Below are 1,288 nucleotides of genomic sequence, written 5' to 3'. Positions count from 1 at the left end.
TGGTGATCCACGCCGAACTCACGTACACGCTCACAAACTGCCCGCAGTGCGGTTTCCCCGATCTTCACAAGAACGGACACAAGCTCACCCATATTCACGTTGAAGGCCCGTCAGATCAACCTGTCCTCCTTGAACTAAACAAGCAACGGTGGCGCTGTTCGAACTGCCACTCAACCTGCACAGCAACGACGTCTGTTGTCAAAGCGAATCATTCAATTGGAAACAAACTGGTGATAGATGCTTTGAAGCTCGCCAGTAAGTCGCTCACAGTAAAGACCATTGCGCTACTTCTGGGAATCTCCACGAACTCCGTTCAACGAGCGCTCAACGACAATATTCATCCGCACGCCAGTCGCAAGCTCCCAGAGAATCTGTGTTTTGATGAGTTTCGTTCGACTAAATCGGCGATGTCTTTCATTTGTATAGACGCTGATACCCATAAGGCCGTCAAAGTACTTGGGGGACGGCTCAATAAGGACATCAAGGAGTTCTTCATCAACCAATATAGTGTCGCGCAACGCGCGACTGTTAAGCGCGTCGTTATGGACATGAACGCCGCCTATCAGCTCATCGTTCACGAACTTTTCCCAAACGCTGAGATCATCATCGACCGCTTCCACATCGTGCAAATGATCGGACGCGCAATGGACCAGATCCGTGTCACAACGCTCAAACAATTAGATGGGAAGTCTCGCGAATACAAGGTGTTGAAGTCGCTTTGGCGACTATTCCATTTGGCTCATCCCGATGCCAAGACGTCGCGCTATTTATTCGGTCTCAATGAATACTCGACCCAACAAAATGCCATTGATCTCGGCACTGCAGTATCAACTAATTTCAAGGCTGCCTATGAGACTTATCTTGCCATCCATGAAGCCTTGATGGGTGGTCATCCTCGTGTCCTCAAGCGGCTGATCACCGAATATCAGCCAACAGGCTCTATCATGGATACCGCCATCGCCACCTTGCGCAAGAATCTCCCATGGATCATCAACGCCGCTAAATCGCCATACTCCAACGGTCCTATTGAAGGCGTCAACCGCAAAATCAAGGAACTTAAGCGCACCTGTTATGGCTTCGCCAACCAAGCCAACATGTTCGTCCGGGTCTATCAGCTCACCGCCTAAGATTCCGGAAACAACTGCCAGCTCCAGGCCTTCGCCGAAAATACCATTATCCCTGCATCCATCATAGTTCCTTAAACAATTAAATAACAAAAAAGCCTCCCACGGTCGGGGAGACCTTCAAAGGATAAAAACTATCCTTCAACACCATTTGACAAATTTCC

The 1,288-nt window shown here is 49.1% G+C and carries 1 protein-coding gene; it reads left to right on the top strand.

Features of this window, described 5'->3' with window-relative positions; translation table 11 throughout:
* Positions 1-1,127 (top strand): ISL3 family transposase (locus tag ACKTSG_RS14280; RefSeq protein WP_407895691.1); only part of this gene is annotated, 1,127 nt, incomplete at its 5' end.
* Between the last annotated feature and the right edge of the window lie 161 nt (positions 1,128-1,288).

The organism is Lacticaseibacillus salsurae, assembly GCF_045862175.1.
GTDB classification, from domain to species: Bacteria; Bacillota; Bacilli; order Lactobacillales; family Lactobacillaceae; genus Lacticaseibacillus; species Lacticaseibacillus salsurae.
This window is presented reverse-complemented; position numbering and strand designations above follow the sequence as displayed.